This window comes from Actinacidiphila acididurans (assembly GCF_016918855.1).
Classification (GTDB): domain Bacteria; phylum Actinomycetota; class Actinomycetes; order Streptomycetales; family Streptomycetaceae; genus Actinacidiphila; species Actinacidiphila acididurans.
Genome location: NZ_JADKYB010000005.1, coordinates 305,949 through 323,563, shown reverse-complemented (window position 1 = coordinate 323,563; position 17,615 = coordinate 305,949). Strand labels below are relative to the sequence as shown.

The window sequence follows — 17,615 nt, the reverse complement described above, 5'->3', positions numbered from 1 at the left end:
TCCCGAGGAAGAGGTGACGACATGGGCACCGCGCACGACCCCCACTACGGTCCGTGGACCGTCGAGCAGGTGCTGGCGCTGGGGGAGGACCGCGGACAGCGGCGGGAACTGATGGGGGACACACTCGTCATGGCACCAGCACCAGGAGCGACGCATCAGAGCGCGTCGTCACTCCTCTGGCTCGCGCTGCGCTCGGCGGCGAAGGCAGCGGGCGCCCAGGTGCGCGTCTTCGAAGCCGTGAATGTCCGGCTCCCCGACGCCCTCCTCATCCCCGATGTTGTCGTCGTGGACGCGGGCGCGGGCTATCCGGTGGCCTTCGACGCGGAGGCCGTCCAACTCGTCGTGGAGATCGTGTCGCCCTCGTCCATGGGCCGGAAGACCGACCGCCTCCTCAAGCCGCCCTACTACGCGGAAGCCGGCATCCCGTACCTGTGGCGGCTGGAGTTCGAACCGTCGCCCATCCTGGTCGTCGCCGAACTCGAAGCGGGCCGGTACGTCGACAAAATCGTCGCCAAGGCCGGCACCCGCACCCTGATCGAAAAGCCCTTCCCCGTCTCTCTCGACCCCGCCGACCTGATCGACCCGCAGGACTGAAGCTCAGCATTGCGAGATCCAGGCGCGGAGACGACGACATGAACTCTGCCCATGACGACCACCACGGTCCATGGACCGCGCGGGTCGTGGCGCGGGCCGGGGGGCGCGACGCCGGTCGAGAAGCCGTTCCCGGTGGAGCTGGACCCGGGGGCGCTGGTGCGGCCGCGGGGCTGAGCCGGGCTACGCCGGGTCGTCCGCTAGGGCGGAGACGCCGGTGATGCGGTGGAGGGCGAAGGTGCGGACCTCGTCGGAGGTGTGGTCGTAGGCGGTGATGTAGCCGCCCTCGACGCGGACGGGGGCGATGACGCGCTGGCTGGCGGCGCCTTCGGCGTTGACGTAGCCGATCCAGAGGGACTCGCCGGAGAGGGCGGCGGCCTGGACGGTGGCCAGGGTCTCGGCGGTGGAGGTGCGGGGCAGGCCGTCGGCGGCGGGGGAGGCGGGCGCGGGGGTGCGGCGTACGGCGGTGGCGGCGCGGTCGCCGGCGCGGATGGCTTTGACGGCGAGACCCAACAGGGCGGTGTCCGGGGTGGGCGGGCCGTCGGTGACCGGGACCGGTGGCGTACGGGGCGGGGTGCGGCGGGCGTCCGGCCGGGTGATCAGGACGTCGCCGTCGGCGGACTCGGCGGCCGGGGCCAGGCCCATCGCGCGCAGCCGTTCCAGCAGGGTGGCCGGATCGGCCTGGGCGGCCACCACGGTGGGGGCGAGCCGGCGCAGGCCCAGGCCCGCGGCCCGGCGGTCGGCGAGGAGTTCGGTGAGCAGTGCGTCGTCGTCGCAGCGCAGATACGCCGCCGCCGCGCCGACCCGCAGCACACCGTGTTTGCGGGCCACGTCGTCGATGAGATAGCTGAGCGGCTGCGGCATCGGCGTACGGGAGTGCTCGGTGAGGAACTGCCGCAGTTCCGCGGCGGTACGCCCGGCGTCCAGGGCGCGCCGTACCGAGTCGGGCGTGAAGCGGTACACCGTGGCGCCGCCCTTGGACTCCACGTCCGCGAGGACGCCCAGCGTCTCGGCGAGCGGCGAGATCAGCGGACCCGGCGCCACGGCCGTCAGGTCGGCCTGGAGCAGCACGTGGTCCAGGGGTTCGGGCAGCAGCGGTGCCAGCAGCCGCGCTGCCTGCTCGGCGGCGGCCGAGGCGTCGTGCTCCCGGCCGTCCGGCCCGGCGGGGGCGATCAGCGGACGCGCGTGTGCGGCCAGCGCGCCCCGGCCGGTGAGTCCCAGCGTCTCGGCGTCCCGCAGCGTCCAGCGCAGCAGGTCCGTACGCAACGCGTCTGCCCCGGGCCGCAGCGGCCGCAGCCAGCGCAGCCGGGCCAGCAGGTCTTCCTCCGAGGCCGCCGTGCCCTTCGGCAGTTCGCCCAGCAGCCGCAGCGCCCGCCGCCGCACCTGCGGGGTCAGCGACCGGTCCAGGTCCGGGCCGAGCGCGGACAGGGCCCGGCCCTTCGCGTCACGCGTGCCGACCAGCCCGGGCGTACGGGTCGCCGTCAGCCAGGCCGTGACCAGGACGGCCCACTGCCGCTGCGCGGGCGCCTGGAGCCATTCGTCGGCGGTGGGCGTGGGCGCGTACGCCTCGTCCACCTCGCCGTCGGTGGCGATCAGCCCGGCGCCGTAGGCGAGTTCGAGCCAGAACGCGGTCTCCGGCTCGGGCAGGTCGAGGGCCGCCGCGGTCCGCTTGAGGTCGCGCACGCTCAGGCCGCCCGCGCGCAGCACCGGGGGCCCGCCGGTCTGCCACTCGGCCAGCAGTTCGGAGACGGTGCGCACGGCGGTGAACGCCTGCCCCGCCGCCGTACGGTCCACCGTCCGCTCGGGCCGCTCCACCGGCGTCATGGCGGGCGGCGACGGTTCGGGCGTACGGTGCGCGCGGCCGCCGCGCAGGGCCAGCGCCGCCTCGCGCGGCAGCAGGACGGTGTGCGCCCCGGCCGGCAGCAGCAGGCCGCGGGCCAGCAGCCACTGCACGGGGGTGGTCGCGTCCGCGGCCCGTATCGCCGCGCCGGCGTCCCGTACCTCCCCGTAGGGCGGCCCCCACACCAGGCGGTCCAGCACCCCCGGTACGCCCTCCGGCGCCTCGGCCAGCAGGTCCGCCAGCCGGGAGGCGTCGGTGAACAGCTCGCCCAGCGCCTGCACCGCGCTCGTCGGGTCGTGCGTCGCGGGCAGCCCCGCGTCCGCGACGATCTCCTGGAGCCGGGCCGGCGACATCCCGGCGGTGGCCTCGCCCACGCTGGGACCCAGGCCCGTACCGGAACCGCCGCCGGCGCTCGGCGCCAGCAGGTCCCGGGCGGTGCGCACCAGATGCAGCGTCTCCTCGTCGCCCCAGACGATGCCGCGCACCCGCAGCGTGTGCACGGCCTGGGGCAGCCCCTCGGCGACGGCCTCGGCCAGCTCGGCGGGCAGCGGCCCGGCGGGTACGGCGGGGCGTGCGAGCACGGCCGCGGCCGCGGTGTCCCGGGCGTCCGATTCGGCGAGGGCCGCCGCCGGCTCGGCAATGGTCACCGCGAGCACGCCCGTACCCGTCATGAGGGCGCGCAGATCCTCGTACGGGCACGGGTCGGGGGCCACCGCGAGCGCCTCGGCGACCTGATGGGTGAACCGGTCGAGCCGGTCCAGGGCGCGCAGCACCGACGAACGGGTCGAGGCGCGCGTCGCGAGCTGCGTCAGATCCGGCGGCACCGGGGCCAGCAGGTCCGGCCGGGCACGCAGCAGGAGGGCCAGCGCGGCGTCATCACGCGCGCGCAGGTCCTCCGCGAGCGAACGCGGGCCGGTGCCTCTGCCTCCGTCGGTCATCCGTCCCACAGTAGCCGCAAGCCCCGTCACCGCGGGTGCGGTGCCCCGGGTTCCCACTGGTCGGGGGCGGCGTGGTGTCGCGGGGCGGCGCCCCGCACGGGCGCGGGCCTTTCGTCGATGTGCGGCCGGCGCCGCGTGGGCGCGTATCCCCACACCGTGGTGCGGGTCGTCGCCGGCCCGATGGGGTAGTTGCTGTCGCCTCCGGACCGTCGGCCGCATGTGGTTGCTCGCGCAGTTCCCCGCGCCCCTTTGGGGCACTCCCGGCGAGCCCCCATCCGCGGCAGCGGGTTCGCCGGGAGTCCCGGGGCCGCCTGGCGGTGGGCGCGCCCCGGGGCCACGTCGGATGACGACAGCGCGGGGGCGGGGCCGGTACCGTCGGCGGGAGGCCAAGGCGGGGCCGGGGAAAGGGGCTTGACGGTGGGCGTCGAGAGCGACCGACTGGTGTTCGACTACCTGAGCAAGGTCGGCGACCTGGCCCAGACCGCGCTGCCCGCGGCCCAGCGGATGCGGCTGGTGGCGCAGCTGCGTACCGACATCGACCGCGAGCGGGGCGACGCCGACAGCCCGGCCGCTGTACGCCGCATCCTCGGCCGGATCGGCACACCGGACGAGGTGGTGGAGGCCGCGGCCTCGGGCGTACCCGCCGCGCCGCCCCCGGTGCCGGCCGCGCCGCCTGCTCCGTCCCGGCCCGCCCCGGACGCGGACGACCCCGGCACCACCGGCGGGAGCGGGGAGCGGCCCAAGGGGTACGGGCCCTACGCCGGCCGCGTACCGCCTCCTGGACGCCGCCCCGGGGCGCCGCGCAAGAACGCCGACGACTGGTGGCAGGCCGCGCCCGACGGCGGTGACGGCATGCGGGCCGGGGACGAGCTGATCGACCTGCCGGGGATGACCGGCCGGATCTTCATCCCGGTCGACGACGAGGAACTGGCCGGGATCCGGCCGCCCGGCACCGGCCCGCAGGACGCGGCGGCGGCCGGGCAGAAGGGGCCGGGAGCGGCCGGGGAACAGGACCCGGCTGCGGAAAAGGCGGACAAGGGCGCCGCGGCGGGAGGCGGCGACAAGGCCGCGCCGGGCAAGAAGCGCCGGCTGCCGCGGCTGCCGTTCGCCGGGGGCGGCCTCAAGGGCTGGGGCAGCCCGGTGCTGCTGCTGGCCGCCGCCCTGCTGGTGGCCGGCGCGGCCATCGGCTCGTGGATCCCGCTGGGCCTGGGCTGGCTGACCGGCTGGCTCACCCGCAAGCTCACCCCCGCCCAGAAGAAGTTCGGCATCCTCGGCATCCCGGGCGCGGCGGCCATCGGCATGCTGGTGTGGCTGTGGGGGCGCGACGCCGGCAAGTGGAGCACCCCCATCGCCCAGGGGCAGATGGGCCAGGCCGTCCAGGGCGCCCTTCCGGGCACCGTCCGCCTGGCCGCCCTGGGCTCGGCCCTGTACCTGGTCTGGCGGGCCCGCCGTACGGCCTGACCAGCGCCGTAGCCGATTCCCGGCGGAGCCCCGGGCCGGGCCCCGAACCGCCCCCTTGACCCTCCGGGCGAGAATGGGTGCCGTGACCAACGACCCCGGCCGCGCGCCCCTCACGTCCGCACCCGTGTCCGCCCCCGTGACCGAGACCGCTTCCGTACCCGCCCCCGCCGCCGCCCCCGGGCCCGTCGCGGGGCTCCTGACCGGCCCCTTCACTGTCGGGTTCGACCTCGACATGACGCTGATCGATTCGCGGCCGGGGATCAAGGCGGTGTACGACCGGCTGGCCGCGGAGACCGGTGTGTTCATCGACTCGGATCTCGCGGTCACCCGGCTGGGGCCGCCGCTGGACGAGGAACTGGCGTACTGGTTCCCGGCCGACCGGATCGCCGCGATGGGCGAGCGTTACCGCGCGCTGTACCCCGAGCACGCCATCCGGCCCACCCCGGCGATGCCGGGCGCGATCGAGGCGGTGGCGGCGGTGCGCGCCGCGGGCGGGCGGCCGTTGGTGGTCACCGCGAAGTACGGCCCCAACGCCCGCCTGCACCTGGACCACGTCGGGATCGAGGCGGACCTGCGCGGCTGGCTGTGGGCGGAGGCCAAGGCCGAGGCGTTGATCGAGTTCGGCGCCTCGGTCTACGTCGGCGACCACGTCGGCGACATACGCGGCGCCCATGCCGCGGGCGCGCTGTCCGTCGCGGTGGCGACCGGGCCGTGCAGCGCCGCCGAACTGCGGGCGGCCGGCGCCGACATCGTCCTCGACGACCTCACCGAATTCCCGGAATGGTTCGCCGACTACAGCTCCGCGGCGGCCTGAGAAGCCCGATCGGAGTCACCCGAAGCATCACCCGAAGCGTCAGCGGAAGAGCGGGAAGACCGGGAAGAGGAGGAAGCGGCGGAAGAAGCCGCGCTCGGCTGCCGCTGCGCCATGGCCGCTTTCAGCAGCCCGACCAGCGCCACCGCCAGTCCGACCCCCATCAGCATGGACACGAAATACGCCGGGGTGGGCAGCCGGCTCGTGCCCAGCAGCAGCGGCGCCATGGTCGCGAGAGTGCCGACCGCTCCGACGATGAAGAGGACCGCGCCGATCCGGACGAGCAGGTCACCGGCGCCCCTGGTTTGTTTGCTCACCGGACAAGGGTAGGTCGCAGGAGTGGACCCGATGGAACGGGACCTCGGCGTCTTGCCAGGCGGCACCAGGCCATTAGCCTGGTGCCAGCGGGTCTCCGACGGACCCGCTGCAGTCTTATTCGGAGCGGTTTCGAGCAATGAGGACGAGGACGGACGTGCCTACCGGCAAGGTCAAGTGGTTCAACAGCGAGAAGGGCTTCGGCTTTCTCTCCCGCGATGACGGCGGTGACGTCTTCGTGCACTCCTCTGTGCTGCCCGACGGAGTAACGGCCCTCAAGCCCGGCCAGCGGGTCGAATTCGGCGTTGTCGCTGGTCAGCGTGGTGACCAGGCGCTTTCGGTGACCCTGCTCGATCCCGCTCCCTCGGTCGCCGCGGCTCAGCGCAGAAAGCCCGACGAGTTGCTGCCGATCGTGCAGGACCTGACCACCCTGCTGGAGGACGTGGCCCGTTCCCTCCAGCGCGGCCGGTATCCCGACAAGGCGCACGGCCACAAGATCGCTTCGGTGCTGCGCGTCGTGGCCGACCAGCTCGACGTCTGAACAGGCCGGCCTGTCCATCGTCCGGGTTTTTTAGCGGTGCTTTACCGGAGGAGTGCCCTCCGGTAAAGCTGCCGCGAAAATGCCGGGGCCGAGCGTGTCCGTGGCCGGTGCACTGAATTCCCGCCGCGATTAAGGGTGTTCCGCGTTTCAGAAAGCCAGCGCCTCGGCGCTGAGCGCCGGCACCAGGCCCTCCGCGGCGGCGCGGGTGAGCAGCCCGCGGACGGCGGCGTAACCGTCCTCCCCGAGGTCGGCGGTGAACTCGTTGACGTACAGCCCGATGTGCTGGTCGGCGACCGACGGGTCCATCTCCTGGGAGTGCGCGAGCACGTAGCCGCGGGAGGCGCCCGGGTCGTCCCAGGCCATCCGGACCGAGGCGCGGGCGGACTCGGCCAGCGCGTGCAGCCGCTCCTTGCCAAGCGAGCGCTTGGCGATGATCGCGCCCAGCGGGATCGGCAGCCCGGTGGTGGCCTCCCAGTGCTCGCCCATGTCGGCGAGCTTGTGCAGGCCGTAGTTCTGGTACGTGAAGCGGGCCTCGTGGATGACCAGGCCGGCGTCCACCCGGCCGTCGCGCACCGCGGGCATGATCTCGTGGAAGGGCAGCACCTCGATCCGGCCCACCCCGCCCGGCACCTCGGCGGCGGCCCACAGCCGGAACAGCAGGTACGCCGTCGAGCGCTCGCTCGGCACCGCGACGGTCTTCCCGGCCAGCGACGTGCCCGGCTCCCGGGTGAGCACCAGCGGCCCGCAGCCGCGGCCCAGCGCGCCCCCGCAGGGCAGCAGCGCGTACTCCTGGAGCACCCACGGCAGCACCGCGTACGACACCTTCAGCACGTCCAGCTCGCCGCGCTCGGCCATGCCGTTGGTGATGTCGATGTCGGCGAAGGTGACGTCCAGCGCGGGCGCGCCCGGCACCAGGCCGTGCGCCCAGGCGTGGAAGACGAAGGTGTCGTTGGGGCAGGGGGAGTACGCGATCCGCAGCGGACCGTCGCCTCCCGCGCCGTCGCCCGCCGCGCCACCGGTCCCGTACCGCTGCTCGCCGGTCTCCCGCTCGGTCCCCTGCTCGCCCTGCTGCTGCTCAGCCATGGTCCGCCTCCACTTCCAGGGCGGCCGGGAGCTTCCCGAAGGCCGCCGTCAGCGCCGCCAGTGCCTCGCCGATCCGCCACGCCGCCCGGTCGCGGGGGCCGACCGCGTTCGACACGGTACGCAGCTCCAGCACGGGCACGCCATGGGCCCGGGCCGCCTCGGCCACCCCGAAGCCCTCCATGGCCTCGGCGACGGCGCCCGGGTGACGTGTCCTCAGTTCGGCCGCCCGCCGCTCGGTGCCGGTCACCGTGGACACCGTCAGCACCGGCCCGTACGCCGCGCCCAGCGCCTGTGCGACGGCCGCGCTCAGCGGCGCCGCCTTGTGCTCGCTGCGGCCGAAACCCAGCTCGGCCAGCGGCGTGAAGCCGTCCTCGGTCGCCACGCCCAGGTCCGCGGCCACGATCACCTCGGCCACCACCACCGAACCCACCGGCGCCGCCGGGGCGAAACCGCCGCCGATCCCGGCCGAGATCACCAGGGTGTACGGGTCCGCGTCCGCCGCCGCCCGCGCGAGCGCCGTGGCCGCGCCGACGGCTGCCGCGGCCGGACCGGCGCCCGCCGCGATCACGGTCGCCCGGGGCGCGCCTGCCCCGGCCAGACCCGCGGCCACCGCCGCGCGTTCGGCGTCCACCGCGGTCACCACCAGCAGCCGCGCGGTCATGCGCCGCTCCGCGGCCCGGTCGCGTCGCCGCGCCGCCGGACCGGGTGCCCGTACCGCCTGCCGCCGGTCAACTCTTGACGAGCTTGATCTTCCAGACACCGAAGATGTCCGAGCCCGCGGGGTCGGGGGACTCGACGATGTTCAGGGTGACCTCGTTCACCGGGACGGTCTGTCCGGTCTGCGGGTCCTGCTGCTCGAAGAGGGTCGTGCTGTCCAGCGTCCAGTACGTCTTGCCCTTGAGGTCCTGCGGGGGGTTCAGGGTGGTGCCGTTCGCGATCAGCCAGCCCTTGTTGGCGATCTTCGGGTCCACCCCGACGCGCACCGTGTCGCCGTACCCGACCGTCAGGTGGTGCTTGGGCGCCGCCTCCAGGCAGGACCGGAAGATCGTGCTCGGCAGCTTCGCGCCGTTCGCGTAGCACTTGGGGAAGGCTTCGGCGGTCACGGACCGGGAACCCACGGTCACCGTTGCCAGCGGGGTCGGCTTGTCGCAGGCGGAAAGGGCGACCAGCCCCAGGGAGATGGCACCGATGGTGGTGGCGGCGCGGCGAATGCTCATGGGGGTGAGGCTACCGGGGCAGGTCCGGGGCACCTGCGCGGGGGTGCGACGTGTTCGCCGGCGCCGAGCCGGAGGAGCGGGCCGCGGGTTTCCCGGCGGGGAGGCGGGCGTTGCCCGCGCGGGCCCCCCGGCTCAGGCCACCCGGGCGCGCGCCGTACCGCCGCGGCGGGCGCCGCCGAACAGGCCGCGTACCGACAGCGCGAAGCCCACCAGAACGAGCGCGGCGGCCACCGCCATGCCCAGCGAGCCGTTGAGCGGGAGCACTATGCCGATGCCGCCGCCGACCACCCAGGACAGCTGGAGCGCCGTCTCGGAGCGGGCGAACGCGGAGGTGCGGACCTCCTCGGGCACGTCCCGCTGGATAAGGGCGTCCAGCGACAGCTTGGCCAGCGCCTGGGAGATGCCCGCGACGGACACCACCGCGGCCACCGTGAACAGCCCGAACCAGCTCGCCGCGATCGTGGCCGCGGACAGCGCGCACAGCATCACGGCGGTGATGATGACCTCGGGGCCGCGCGCCTTGAGCCAGGCGCCCAGCGCGGTGCCCAGGCCGTTGCCCACGCCGGCCGCGGTGACGGCCACGCCCAGCGACATCGCCGGGGTCAGACCGCCCAGCGGGTGCTCGCGCAGCATGAACGCCAGGAACATGGTCAGGAAGCCGGACAGTGCCCGCAGCCCGCCGTTGGCCTGGAGCGCGTGCAGCACCGAGGGGCCGACCCCGAGCAGGCCCTGCTCCTTGCGGTTCGACGCGCCGGCGCCCTCCTCGGCGGGCTCCTTGCCGGTCTTCGGGGCGGCCACCGTGTCCGTCGCCCCGGCGGCCTGGTCGCCGGCCTCCTCGTCGGCGGTCAGCCGGGCCTTGGCCTCGCCGCGGGCGGAGTCCACCTTCGCCGGCAGCGCGATCGACAGCAGCGCCCCGCACGTGAAGATCACGAACGCCCCGTACAGCGGCCACTGCGGCCCGATCGCGTGCAGCCCGCCGGCCATCGGCGCGGCCACCGCCGTGGCGAGCAGACCCGCGAGGGTGACGCGTGAGTTGGCCTTGACAAGGGTGGTGCGGCCCGGGAGCAGACGCGGGACCACCGCGCTGCGTACCACCCCGTACGCCTTGGACGCGACCAGCACGCCGAGTGCCGCCGGATAAAGCCCCAGCCCGGCGGTGGAGATGACGCCGGCCATCGTCCAGGCCAGAACCGCGCGGGCCATCATCGAGGCGGCCATCGCGGCGCGGCGGCCGTGCTGCATACGGTCCAGCAGCGGGCCGATCACGGGGGCGAGCAGCGCGAAGGGCGCCATGGTGATCAGCAGGTAGAGCGCGACCCGGCCGCGGGCCTGGCCGCTGGGCACCGAGAAGAACACCGTGCTGGCCAGCGCCACGGTGATCATCATGTCGCCGGCGGAGTTGACGGCGTGCAGTTCGATCAGCTTGGCCAGACCCGATTCGCCCGCGCCGCCGGCATGGGTGGACCGCCGCACTCGGCGCACGGCGGCCTGGACCGACCGCCCCACGCCGCCGGCGAGAGCGCGGCCGGCCCTGCGTGCGGGCCCGGGGCCCGCGGTCACCGTTCGTGCCACGACGCAATCCTGCCCCAATCGGGAGTGTGCGCACCCCCATCCTTTGCCCGCGTGGTGCGCACCGGTACCGTGCCATCGCGCAGAATGGACTCAGCAGGTGCGCCCGGGGACGCTCGGGCGGTCCGGGGATGCCGGGGAATGAGCGCGTTGCAGCGGTCCACAGGTCCGCTCCGCCGCCGCCCCTCGTCCGTCCCGGGTACGCCGGGCGTGAGCCCGCGAGCGCACACGTGAGACGGCGTAGAGAGAGAAACGATTTCTGTGAGCCCTGCGATGCGAAGCCGTACCCCTGACCGTCTGTGCGCCGAGGCGGTCGACGTCGCGCTCGCCGTCACCCTGGAGGCGGCCGGACCCGACTCCGTGGGCGAGCACCTCGGTGTCGTCGCCGAGGGCGACCGCGTCGTCACTCACCTCTTCGCGTGCAAAGAGCCCGCCTATCGCGGCTGGCAATGGGCCACGACTCTGACCCGGGCCGCCCGCGCCAAGAACATCACCATTGACGAAACGGTGCTGCTGCCCGGCGCCGACGCCGTACTCGCGCCGGAGTGGGTGCCGTGGAGCGACCGGCTGCGCCCCGGCGACCTGGGCCCGGGTGACCTGCTGCCCACCGAGGCCGACGACCTGCGCCTGGAGCCGGGCTGGACCGGCGAGGGGGCGCAGCAGCCCGCGCCGTGGCACAGGCCCCTGGTGCCGCAGGGACCGGCGGGGGAGGCCGTCTCCATGGCGCCGGGCGCGCCCGCCGCACAGGAGCCGGCCGAGGCCCCGGCCGAGCCCGTTCCAGGGCCTGCGGCGGAGTCTGCGACGGGACCTCTGACGGGGCCTGCGACGGGGCCTTTGACCGAGGCGGACATCGAGGTCGTCGACACAAAGGCGGCGGGCGGGGCGGGCGCCGAGGGCGGCGGCAATTATGTCGTGGAGACGCCGTCCATCGCCGAGATCTCCTCGGTGGCCGCGCAGCTCGGCATGGGCCGCGCCCGGGTGCTCTCGCGGTTCGGCCTGCACGTCGCCGCCGACCGCTGGGAGGAGCAGTTCGGGCCGAAGACCCCGATGGCGCAGGGAGCGCCCGCACCCTGCGCGAGCTGCGGCTTCCTGGTGCCCATCGGCGGCTCGCTCAGCCAGGCGTTCGGCGTGTGCGCCAACGAGTTCTCGCCCGCCGACGGCCGCATGGTCTCGCTGGCCTACGGCTGCGGCGCCCACTCCGAGGCGGCCGTCATGCCCGCCCCGCCGCACCCCGTGCCCATGGTGCTGGACGAGTTCCGCGACACCGAGCCGATGCCCCTGCACCCCGACCGTGCCTCCTCCGTGGACGAGGAGGAGGCCGCGGCGCCGGCCGAGGACGACCTCGGGCACTCGTAGGTTCTCCGGCGCCTGGGCCCGGGGTTCGCGTTTCCCGGCGCCAGGTGCCGCGGGCGTGCCGCTTCCCGCTGGTCCGGGCCCGCTCCGGGCGGCCGGCCGCGGTCGTACCGGCCCCGCGCCCGCGACGGGCCGAATGGCGGTACCGTCAGGCGGTGCAGGGCCCCGCCAGGGGCCGGACCCCGCAACGGAAGGCCGTACGTGACCCGCGCAGGCGTGATCCGCACATCCCCGGAAGGCCACCCCGATCCCTTCCGCACGGCAGCGCTGCGCCAGGCCGTTCTCACTTCCTGGTCCGCCTCGGCGGCCCGCTTCCGTGAGGACGCCAACGCCGAGGAGGACCTCGCCCTCGGCGGCCACCGCGACCGGCTGGTCGTGGAGCTGGCCCAGAACGCCGCCGACGCCGCCGTACGGGCCGGCGTGCCCGGGCGGCTGCGGCTGACCCTCCACGAGGCCACCGCCGACGAGCCCGCGGTGCTGGCCGCCGCCAACACCGGCGCCCCGCTGGACCCGGCGGCCGTGGAGTCGCTGTCCACCCTGCGCGCCTCCGCCAAGCGCGACGACGGCGCGGCCGCGGTCGGCCGCTTCGGTGTCGGCTTCGCCGCGGTCCTGGCGGTCAGCGACGAGCCCGCGGTCGTCAGCCGCACCGGGGGCGTGCGCTGGTCGCTGCCCGAGGCCCGTGACCTGGCCGCCGCGATCCCGGGCCTGGCCGAGGAACTGCGCCGCCGCGACGGCCACGTACCGCTGCTGCGGCTGCCGTTCCCCGCCGAGGGGCGTGCGCCCGAGCCGTACGACACCGTGGTGATCCTGCCGCTGCGCGACGGGGCCGCCCAGGACCTGACGAACCGTCTGCTGTCCGCCGTGGACGACGCCCTGCTGCTCGCCCTGCCGGGCCTGGCCGAAGTGGTGATCGAGACCTCCGCCGGCGTGCGGACGCTGAGCCGCCGCGAACTCGACGGCGGCGACGTGGTGGTCGAGGACAGCGCGCGGCCCGAGCCGGTGCGCTGGCGGGTGACCTCCGCCGCGGGCGCGCTCGCGCCGGAACTGCTCGCCGACCGCCCCGTGGAGGAGCGGCTGCGCCCGGTCTGGTCGGTGACCTGGGCCGTGCCGGTGGACGCGGAGGGCGCCCCGGTCGCCCCGCACACCGCGGACGTGGTGCACGCCCCGACGCCCACCGACGAACCGCTCGGCCTGCCCGCGCTGCTGCTGGCCACCTTCCCGCTCGACCCGACCCGCCGGCACGCCGCTCCCGGCCCGCTCACCGACTTCCTGCTGGCGCGCGCCGCCGAGTCCTACGTGACGCTGCTCGCCACCTGGCGGCCGGTGTCCACCGGGGTGGTGGACCTGGTGCCCGGCCCGCTCGGCAAGGGCGAGCTGGACGCGGAACTGCGCCGCCGCATCCTCGCAGAGCTGCCGCGCACGCCCTTCCTGCCGCGCGCCGCCGAGACCACCGGGGCCGAGCCGGAGACCGTCTCCTGGGACGAGGACGGCGGGCCGCTGGCCGGCGAGGGCCGCGCGCTGCGGCCGCGCGAGGCCGAGATCGTCGAGAGCGCCACCGCCGAGGCCGTGCGGGTGCTGGCCGAGGTGCTGCCCACCCTGCTGCCTTCCACCCTCGAACGGCGCCCCGCGCTGCGCCAGCTCGGCGTCGCCCGCCTCACCCTCGCCGACGCCATCGACCGGCTGGCCGGCGCCGAACGCCCCGCCGACTGGTGGTACCGGCTCTACGACGCCCTGGCCGGCACCGACGCCGAGGTCCTCAGCGGCCTGCCCGTACCGCTCGGCGACGGCCGTACGGTGGTCGGCCCCCGGCAGGTGCTGCTGCCGGTGCGCGGCGAGGACGCCGCCGACCTGGAACCGGAGGTGCTGGCCCGGCTCGGCCTGCGGGTCGCCCACCCCGACGCCGCCCACCCGCTGCTGGAGAAGCTGGGCGCCGCCCCGGCCACCCCGCGGGCCGTACTGAACACGCCGCAGGTACGGGCCGCCGTCGCCGCCTCGCTGGACGAGGACCGCCCCGCCTGGGACGACGAGGGCGGACTGGACTCCGAGGAGCTCGCCGACACCGTGCTGAGCCTGGCCAGGGCCGCCGGGCTCGCCCCCGGCGACGAACCGTGGCTGTCCGCGCTCGCCCTGCCCGACGAGGACGGCGAACTCGCCCCGGCCGGCGAACTCGTGCTGCCCGGCAGCCCGCTGGAGGCCGTGCTGCGCGAGGGCGAACTCGCCGCGGTGGACGCCGAATTCGCCCAGCGCTGGGGCGAGCAGCCGCTCACCGCGGTCGGGGTGCTCGCCACCTTCGCCCTGGTGCGCGCCGCCGACGTGGTGCTCGACCCCGACGACCTCGAACCGCGCGACAGCGACTGGGCCGAGCCGGACGACGTCGGCCTGCTGGACGCGGTGGACGTGTGGTGCGAGGACGTCCTCGACCAGTTGCCCGAGACCGATGTGCCGCCGGTGGCCACCGAGATCGTCGGGGTGCGCGACCTGGACCTGGTGGACGACGACGCCTGGCCGCAGGCGCTGGCCCTGCTGTCCCGGCCGCCGCTGCGGGAGGCGATCACCGCCCCCGTACGGGTGCTGCTGCCGGACGGCACCACCGAGTCGGTACGCCCGCACGCCGCCTGGTGGCTGCGCGACCACCCCGTGCTGGACGGCCGCCGGCCGGTCGGGCTGCGCGCGGCCGGCGGCGACCGGCTGCTGGCCGGACTCTACGACGAGGCCGAGACCGACACCGAGGTGGACGAGCAGGTGCTGCGGGCCCTGGGGGTACGCACCTCCGTGCCGGCCCTGCTGTCCGAGCCGGGCGGCCCCGCCGAACTCCTGGCCCGGCTCGCCGACCCGGACCGTCCCGTCACCCCCGCCCAGCTCCACCGGCTCTACGCGGCGCTGGCCGACCTCGACCCCGAGCAGATCAACCTGCTCCCGGAGGACCTGCGGGCCGTCGTGGACGGGGTCCCCGAGGTGGTGGACGCCGCCGACGCCCTGGTCGCCGACGCCCCCGACCTGCTCCCGCTGACCGCGGGCCGGCCGCTGCTGCCGGTCCCGCCCCGGCTGGCCGGCGCGCTGGCCGAGCTGTTCCAGGTCCGGCGGCTCAGCGAGGCGGTGGAGGCCGAGGTGATCTCCGAGGGCGAGCCGCACGAGGTGCTGCCGGCCGTCCACGACCTGCTGCCCGGCGCCCCCAGCGAGTACATCGAGCACGAGGAACTCCTCGTCACCGGCAACGTCGAACTCGACTGGCGCTGGATCGACGGCACCCTGCACGCCGCCACCGTCGAAGGCGTCGCCGCTGGCCTGGCCTGGGCCACCGGGCACTGGCAGCGGCGCTTCGAACTGGCCGCGCTGCTGGAGGACCCGACCCGCACCGACGAACTGGCCGAGGCGCGCTGGTTCGACTGACCGGCGCTGTCCGGCTCGGGCGGCCCGGGGCGAGCGGCCCGAGCGGGTCGGGGCGGCCGGGTGCCCCTCTCGTCAGGACGATTCAGGACGACGCGGCCGCCGCCGCGAGGGCTTTGGGCTCGCGGCGGCGCACCCAGGACCACGCCACCTCCAGGGCCACCCCGGCCACGGCCACGATGGCCACCGCCGTCCACGGCACCTGCTCGCCCACCAGCTTCAGCGCGAAGAACCGCTGCAACGCGGGCACCACCAGCACCACCCCGAATCCGGCCACCATCGCCAGCACCAGCACGATCCGCCACCAGGTGTAGGGGCGGGCCACGATCGCCAGCACCCACAGCTCCAGCAGGAACAGCGCCAGCGTGGCCGCGCTGGTCTCGGCGTTCAGCGCCCCCGCACCGGTGTAGTGGTGCCGCGCCACCAGATACGTGGCGAAGGCCGCCAGCCCGCAGATCACCCCCGCGGGCGTCGCGTACCGCAGCACCCGCCGCACGAACTGCGGTCTGGCCCGCTCCCTGTTCGGCGCCAGCGCCAGGAAGAACGCCGGCACCCCGATGGTCAGTGTCGACAGCAGTGTCAGATGCCGCGGCAGGAACGGGTACGGGATCTGCCAGAACACCACCAGCAGCGCCAGCAGCACCGAGAACACCGTCTTGGTCAGGAACAGCGTGGCGACCCGGGTGATGTTGCCGATCACCCGCCTGCCCTCGGCCACCACCGACGGCAGCGACGTGAAACTGTTGTCGAGCAGCACGATCTGCGCCACCGCCCGCGTCGCCTCCGAACCCGAGCCCATCGCCACCCCGATGTCGGCGTCCTTCAGCGCCAGCACGTCGTTGACCCCGTCACCGGTCATCGCCACATGGTGACCGCGCGACTGGAGCGCCCCGACCATCTCCCGCTTCTGCTGCGGCGTGACCCGGCCGAACACCGAGCCCTCCTCCACCGCCGCCGCCATCGCTTCCCGCTCCCGGGGCAGCCGCCGCGCGTCCACCGGGCGCTCGGCCCCCGGCAGCCCCAGCTTGCCCGCCACCGCGCCCACCGACCGCGCGTTGTCCCCCGAGATCACCTTCGTCCGTACGTCCTGCTCGGCGAAGTACCGCAAGGTGTCCGCCGCGTCCGGCCGCAGCCGCTGCTCCAGCACGACCAGCGCCTGCGGGTCGACCGCCCGCGCCGCCCGCGGGTCGCCCGGCGCCCGCTCGGACCGGGACAGCAGCAGCACCCGCAGCCCTGTGCCGCCCAGCCGGTCCGCCTCGGCCAGTGCCGGGTGCCCGTCCGGCAGCAGCACGTCGGGCGCGCCCAGCAGCCAGGTGCCCGCCCCGCCGCCCGGCTCGGCGAACGCCGCCCCGCTGTAGCCGCGCGCCGAGCTGAACGGCAGCGCCGCCGTGCACCGCCAGCCGTCCGCCCCGGCCGGCGGGTAGGCGTCGATGATCGCCTGGAGGCTGGCGTTGGGCCGCGACTCGACGCCGCCCAGCGCGGCCAGCGCCCGCGCCGCGCGGTCCCGGTCGGCGCCGTCGAGCGTCCGCAGCTCGGTGACGTCCATGCCGCCCTCGGTGAGGGTGCCGGTCTTGTCCAGGCACACCGTGTCGACCCGGGCCAGCCCCTCGATCGCGGGCAGCTCCTGCACCAGGCACTGTCTGCGGCCGAGCCGGATCACGCCGATCGCGAAGGCCATCGAGGTCAGCAGCACCAGCCCCTCCGGCACCATCGGCGTGATGCCACCGATCGTGCGCCGCACGGACTCCCGCCAGTCGTGGCTCTCCACCGTGAACTGGCTGATGACCAGCCCCACCGCGGTCGGCACCATCAGCCAGGTCACGTACTTCAGGATCCGGCTGATGCCGCCGCGCAGCTCGGAGTTCACCAGGGTGAACCGGGACGCCTCCTCGGCCAGCCGCGCCGCGTACGCCTCCCGGCCTACCCTGGTCGCGGTGAACGCCCCGCCGCCGGCCACCACGAAGCTGCCCGACATCACCGGATCGCCGTCCCGCTTGATCACCGGCTCCGTCTCCCCGGTGAGCAGCGACTCGTCGATCTCCAGCCCGTCGGCCTCCGCGGTCTCGCCGTCGACCACCACCTTGTCGCCCGGGCCGAGCTCGATCAGGTCGCCGAGCACGATGCCGGAGGTGGGGATGCGCACGGCCGCGCCGTCCCGCCGCACGGTGGGCCGGGCCTCGCCGATCACCGCCAGGCTGTCCAGGGTCCGCTTGGCCCGCAGCTCCTGGACGATGCCGATCGCGGTGTTGGCCACGATGACGATGCCGAACAGCCCGTCCTGGATGGGGCCGACCATCAGGATGATCAGGAACAGCACACCGATGATCGCGTTGAACCGGGTGAACACGTTCGCACGCACGATGCCGGTGACCGAGCGGGAGGACCGGACGGGTACGTCGTTGACCTCGCCGCGTGCCACGCGCTCCGCGACCTCGGCCGCGCTGAGCCCGGGACGGCGGGCGGCGACCTCGGTGTGCGTGCGTTCCGTCATGGGTTCGACGGTACGTGG

General features: G+C 75.1%; 14 protein-coding genes. 7 read left to right on the top strand and 7 right to left on the bottom strand.

Going from position 1 to position 17,615, the window contains the following annotated elements:
• Positions 1-21 precede the first annotated feature (21 nt).
• A complete protein-coding gene (locus ITX44_RS11600) occupies positions 22-594 on the top strand; it encodes a Uma2 family endonuclease (RefSeq protein WP_205357030.1) in 573 nt (190 codons plus the stop codon).
• A 51-nt stretch (positions 595-645) separates the two neighbouring features.
• On the top strand, positions 646-768 hold the full coding sequence (locus ITX44_RS42140; RefSeq protein ID WP_265934204.1) for a hypothetical protein: 123 nt from the start codon (positions 646-648) through the stop codon (positions 766-768).
• A 6-nt stretch (positions 769-774) separates the two neighbouring features.
• Here ITX44_RS42140 and ITX44_RS11595 read toward each other — a convergent pair whose 3' ends face one another.
• Positions 775-3,369 carry a helicase C-terminal domain-containing protein gene (locus ITX44_RS11595; RefSeq protein WP_205357029.1) on the bottom strand — a complete coding sequence of 865 codons (2,595 nt, stop codon included), beginning with the start codon at positions 3,367-3,369 and terminating at the stop codon, positions 775-777.
• Positions 3,370-3,786: 417 nt separating this feature from the next.
• On the opposite strand from ITX44_RS11595, the gene ITX44_RS11590 reads away from it, so the two are divergent.
• Complete coding sequence (locus ITX44_RS11590) at positions 3,787-4,830, top strand: hypothetical protein (protein ID WP_205357028.1); 1,044 nt, start codon at positions 3,787-3,789, stop codon at positions 4,828-4,830.
• Between the two features lie 196 nt (positions 4,831-5,026).
• Complete coding sequence (locus ITX44_RS11585; protein WP_265934209.1) at positions 5,027-5,644, top strand: HAD family hydrolase; 618 nt, start codon at positions 5,027-5,029, stop codon at positions 5,642-5,644.
• Here ITX44_RS11585 and ITX44_RS42595 read toward each other — a convergent pair.
• A complete protein-coding gene (locus ITX44_RS42595; protein ID WP_307795214.1) occupies positions 5,623-5,958 on the bottom strand; it encodes a hypothetical protein in 336 nt (111 codons plus the stop codon). The two genes, ITX44_RS11585 and ITX44_RS42595, sit on opposite strands and share 22 nt — an antisense overlap.
• A 155-nt stretch (positions 5,959-6,113) precedes the next feature.
• Between ITX44_RS42595 and ITX44_RS42590 the strand changes: the two genes are divergently transcribed.
• On the top strand, positions 6,114-6,497 hold the full coding sequence (locus ITX44_RS42590; protein WP_205357026.1) for a cold-shock protein: 384 nt from the start codon (positions 6,114-6,116) through the stop codon (positions 6,495-6,497).
• Between the two features lie 147 nt (positions 6,498-6,644).
• Here the strand turns inward: ITX44_RS42590 and ITX44_RS11570 are convergent, their stop codons facing one another.
• From ITX44_RS11570 to ITX44_RS11555, 4 genes are all read right to left on the bottom strand, one after another.
• Positions 6,645-7,580 (bottom strand): 1,4-dihydroxy-6-naphtoate synthase, encoded by a 936-nt coding sequence (locus tag ITX44_RS11570; protein WP_205357025.1) that lies wholly within the window; start codon positions 7,578-7,580, stop codon positions 6,645-6,647.
• A complete protein-coding gene (locus ITX44_RS11565; RefSeq protein WP_205357024.1) occupies positions 7,573-8,241 on the bottom strand; it encodes a futalosine hydrolase in 669 nt (222 codons plus the stop codon). Before ITX44_RS11565 ends, ITX44_RS11570 begins: the two co-directional genes overlap by 8 nt.
• A gap of 67 nt (positions 8,242-8,308) precedes the next feature.
• Positions 8,309-8,797, bottom strand: a complete 489-nt coding sequence (locus ITX44_RS11560) for a hypothetical protein (protein WP_205357023.1) — start codon at positions 8,795-8,797, stop codon at positions 8,309-8,311.
• Positions 8,798-8,929: 132 nt separating this feature from the next.
• The gene (locus ITX44_RS11555; protein WP_372440881.1) at positions 8,930-10,369 is read right to left on the bottom strand and encodes an MFS transporter; all 1,440 of its coding nucleotides are present in this window, start codon (positions 10,367-10,369) and stop codon (positions 8,930-8,932) included.
• Positions 10,370-10,639: 270 nt separating this feature from the next.
• Between ITX44_RS11555 and ITX44_RS11550 the strand changes: the two genes are divergently transcribed.
• Together ITX44_RS11550 and ITX44_RS11545 are read left to right on the top strand one after the other, a co-directional pair.
• Positions 10,640-11,722 carry a DUF3027 domain-containing protein gene (locus ITX44_RS11550; RefSeq protein ID WP_205357022.1) on the top strand — a complete coding sequence of 361 codons (1,083 nt, stop codon included), beginning with the start codon at positions 10,640-10,642 and terminating at the stop codon, positions 11,720-11,722.
• Positions 11,723-11,935: 213 nt separating this feature from the next.
• Complete coding sequence (locus ITX44_RS11545) at positions 11,936-15,109, top strand: sacsin N-terminal ATP-binding-like domain-containing protein (protein WP_205357021.1); 3,174 nt, start codon at positions 11,936-11,938, stop codon at positions 15,107-15,109.
• Positions 15,110-15,191: 82 nt separating this feature from the next.
• Here the strand turns inward: ITX44_RS11545 and ITX44_RS11540 are convergent, their stop codons facing one another.
• A complete protein-coding gene (locus tag ITX44_RS11540) occupies positions 15,192-17,597 on the bottom strand; it encodes an HAD-IC family P-type ATPase (protein WP_205357020.1) in 2,406 nt (801 codons plus the stop codon).
• Positions 17,598-17,615: the final 18 nt, after the last annotated feature.